Consider the following 3,510-nt stretch of genomic DNA (forward strand, 5'->3'; position numbering starts at 1 on the left):
ACTTTGACCTGCTCGTTGTCTTCAAGCGCGTGCCTGATTACCTCAAAAAACAGTTCTACCAATGCCTTGGCGTCCCGCTGGTACAGGCCCAGCTCTTCATACAGACGTTCCGCCATCTCAGCTTTCGTCAAAGCCCCCATACGTCACTTCCTTAACGTGGCGTTCAACCTTTGTTCGAGCGAGGTGAGGATATTTTGCGTCGTCGAATTCACCTCATCGTCATTAAGAGTGCGCGATGGATGCTGCCAGGTCAAGCCAACTGCGAGGCTTTTTCTATCAGGATCAATACCTTTACCCTGATATACGTCAAACAGCCTGAGATCTGTGAGCCATTCGCCTGCATTTTCACGAATTACGTCCAATACAGCGGAGGCTGCGACGTCTTTGTGTGCGATCAGTGCAAGGTCACGACGCACTTCAGGAAAGCGCGACAACTCGTGGAATTTCGGCATTTTACCGAGCGCCACTTCAGCCAGGATCAGCTCGAAAACGAAGACAGGGCGGTCGAGACCGAGAGCCTTCGACAATTCAGGGTGGATTGCGCCAATAAAGCCGACCTCACGCCCTTCGCGCTCAATGCGCGCGGTTTGACCTGGGTGCAGCGCCGGGTGTTTGCCCGGAACGAAGGTGAACGTATCCAGTGCACCAGCGAAGCCCAGCACAGCTTCCACGTCAGCTTTGACGTCGAAGAAATCAACCGTATCGCGACCTTGCGCCCAGCCTTCCGGCAGACGGCTACCGCAAACAACGCCCGACAGCATCGGCTCTTGCTTCAGACCTTCGAGCTGACCGACAAAACGCAAACCGCTTTCGAACAAACGCACACGGTCTTGCTGACGGTTCAGATTGTGCTGCAAGGCTTTAACCAGACCTGGCCACAACGACGAACGCATGGCGGCCATATCGTTGGAGATCGGATTGGCCAACAACAGCGGCTCGACGCCCGGATTAAACAGTTCGAACTGTTTCGGATCGATGAAGCTGTAGGTGATCGCTTCCTGATAACCACGAGCCACCAACAGACGGCGCAATTCAGGCAGATCGCTACGCGCTTCGGCCTTGGCTTGGGGCGCCAGACGCGCTTGCGGGTAACGCACCGGCAGACGGTTGTATCCATACAAACGAGCCAGCTCTTCGATCAGGTCGACCTCCAGGCTGATATCGAAGCGATGGCTTGGCACTTCAACGCGCCACTGCCCTGCTCCGTCGGCGGAAATACTCAGGCCCAGGCCGCTGAGCAGACGCTCGACCTGCGCCGAATCCATTTCCATGCCCAGCATTTGGGTGATGCGCTGCGCACGCAGAGTGATCGGGGCGATCGACGGCAAGTGCTGCTCGCTGACGGTCTCGATGATCGGGCCGGCTTCGCCACCAGTGATTTCCAGCAGCAGGCCAGTGGCGCGCTCCATGGCTTCACGGGCCAGTTGCCAGTCAACACCGCGCTCGTAGCGGTGCGAAGCATCGGTGTGCAGACCGTACGAACGGGCCTTGCCCGCGACAGCGATCTGATCAAAGAACGCACTCTCAAGGAACACATCTCGAGTGGTCGCGGATACACCGCTGTGCTCGCCACCCATCACACCGGCAATCGCCAGGGCGCGGGTATGGTCGGCAATCACCAGCGTATCGCCGCGCAGGCTGACTTCCTGACCGTCCAGCAGAACCAGCTTCTCGCCCTCTTCCGCCATGCGCACGCGGATGCCGCCATTGATTTGGGCGAGATCGAAGGCGTGCAGCGGCTGACCGAGTTCTAGCATCACGTAGTTAGTGATGTCGACGGCAGCATCAATGCTACGCACATCAGCGCGACGCAGACGCTCAACCATCCACAGCGGGGTTGGCTTGGACAGGTCAACGTTGCGGATGACACGGCCCAAGTAGCGCGGGCACGCGGCTGGTGCCAGCACCTCTACCGAACGCACTTCGTCGTGCACGGCAGGAATGGCCATGACCACCGGACGGGTGACCGGAGCCGCATACAGCGCGCCGACTTCACGGGCCAGACCGGCCAGCGACAGGCAGTCACCGCGGTTGGGGGTCAGGTCGACCTCGATGCTGGCGTCTTCCAGGTCCAGGTACACGCGAAAGTCTTCGCCCACCGGCGCATCGACCGGCAACTCCATCAGACCATCGTTGCCTTCACCGACTTGCAACTCGGCTTGCGAGCACAGCATGCCGTTGGACTCAACGCCCCGCAGCTTGGCCTTCTTGATCTTGAAATCGCCCGGCAGTTCTGCACCGATCATCGCGAACGGAATCTTCAGGCCCGGGCGCACGTTTGGCGCTCCGCACACGACCTGGAAGGTTTGCGCGCCATTGCTGACCTGGCACACACGCAGTTTGTCGGCATCAGGGTGCTGCTCGGTACTCAGCACCTCGCCCACTACCACGCCACTGAATACACCGGCGGCCGGGGTCACGCTATCGACCTCAAGACCGGCCATCGACAGACGGGCAACCAACTCGTCGCGATTTACCTGCGGGCTAACCCAGCCACGCAGCCATTGTTCACTGAATTTCATCCTGCTCTCCTAAGAATTCGTTACGACTAGCGAAATTGCGCGAGGAACCGCAAGTCGTTGTCGAAGAACAGACGCAAGTCGTTCACGCCGTAACGGAGCATGGCCAGACGCTCGACGCCCATGCCGAAGGCAAAGCCGGAGAACTCCTCTGGATCAATGCCGGACATTCGCAGCACGTTCGGGTGAACCATGCCGCAGCCCATCACTTCCAGCCAGCCAGTCTGCTTGCAGACACGGCAACCTTTACCGCTGCACATCACACATTCCATGTCGACTTCAGCGGATGGCTCGGTGAACGGGAAATAGGAAGGACGGAAACGTACGGCCAGTTCTTTCTCGAAGAAGACCCGCAGGAACTCTTCGATAGTGCCTTTGAGATCGGCAAAATTGATATCGCGATCAACCAGCAGGCCTTCGACCTGGTGGAACATCGGCGAGTGGGTGATATCGGAGTCGCTACGGTACACGCGGCCTGGGCAGACGATGCGGATCGGCGGCTGCTTGGATTCCATGGTGCGAACCTGTACCGGCGAGGTATGGGTGCGCAACAACATGTTGGCGTTGAAATAGAAGGTATCGTGCATCGACCGGGCCGGGTGATGGCCTGGGATGTTGAGCGCTTCAAAGTTGTGATAGTCGTCTTCGACTTCAGGGCCTTCGGCGATGCCGTAGCCGATACGCGTGAAGAACTGTTCGACACGCTCCAGAGTCCGAGTAACCGGGTGCAGGCCACCAGAGGTCTGACCGCGACCCGGCAACGTCACGTCAATGGATTCGGCAGACAGTTTGGCAGCCAGTTCAGCTTCTTCAAACAGAGCCATGCGCGCATTGAGAACGCCTGTGACACGTTCCTTGGCAACGTTGATCAGGGCGCCGACTTGCGGACGCTCTTCTGCCGGCAAATTCCCCAGGGTCATCATAACCAGAGTCAACACGCCCATTTAGCCAAGGTATTCAAACCGGAAATGATACACGGCATTGATATCTT

At 58.4% G+C, this 3,510-nt stretch carries 2 protein-coding genes and 1 pseudogene; all 3 read right to left on the reverse strand.

The window, feature by feature from the left end; all coding sequences use genetic code 11:
* The coding region (locus tag ACIOWA_RS27605) for an HU family DNA-binding protein (protein ID WP_401162894.1) at positions 1 to 140 on the reverse strand (140 nt) is incomplete at its 3' end.
* Positions 141 to 143: 3 nt separating this feature from the next.
* Complete coding sequence (pheT, locus tag ACIOWA_RS27610) at positions 144 to 2,522, reverse strand: phenylalanine--tRNA ligase subunit beta (protein ID WP_401162893.1); 2,379 nt, start codon at positions 2,520 to 2,522, stop codon at positions 144 to 146.
* A gap of 26 nt (positions 2,523 to 2,548) precedes the next feature.
* Positions 2,549 to 3,505, reverse strand: a pseudogene (pheS, locus tag ACIOWA_RS27615) (phenylalanine--tRNA ligase subunit alpha).
* Positions 3,506 to 3,510: the final 5 nt, after the last annotated feature.

This window comes from Pseudomonas sp. NPDC087614 (assembly GCF_044743485.1).
GTDB lineage: Bacteria > Pseudomonadota > Gammaproteobacteria > Pseudomonadales > Pseudomonadaceae > Aquipseudomonas > Aquipseudomonas baetica_A.

Bases quoted from the DNA above. Each gene is read 5' to 3' on its own strand.
- pheT (WP_401162893.1), bottom strand. From the start codon at position 2,522: ATGAAATTCAGTGAACAATGGCTGCGTGGCTGGGTTAGCCCGCAGGTA.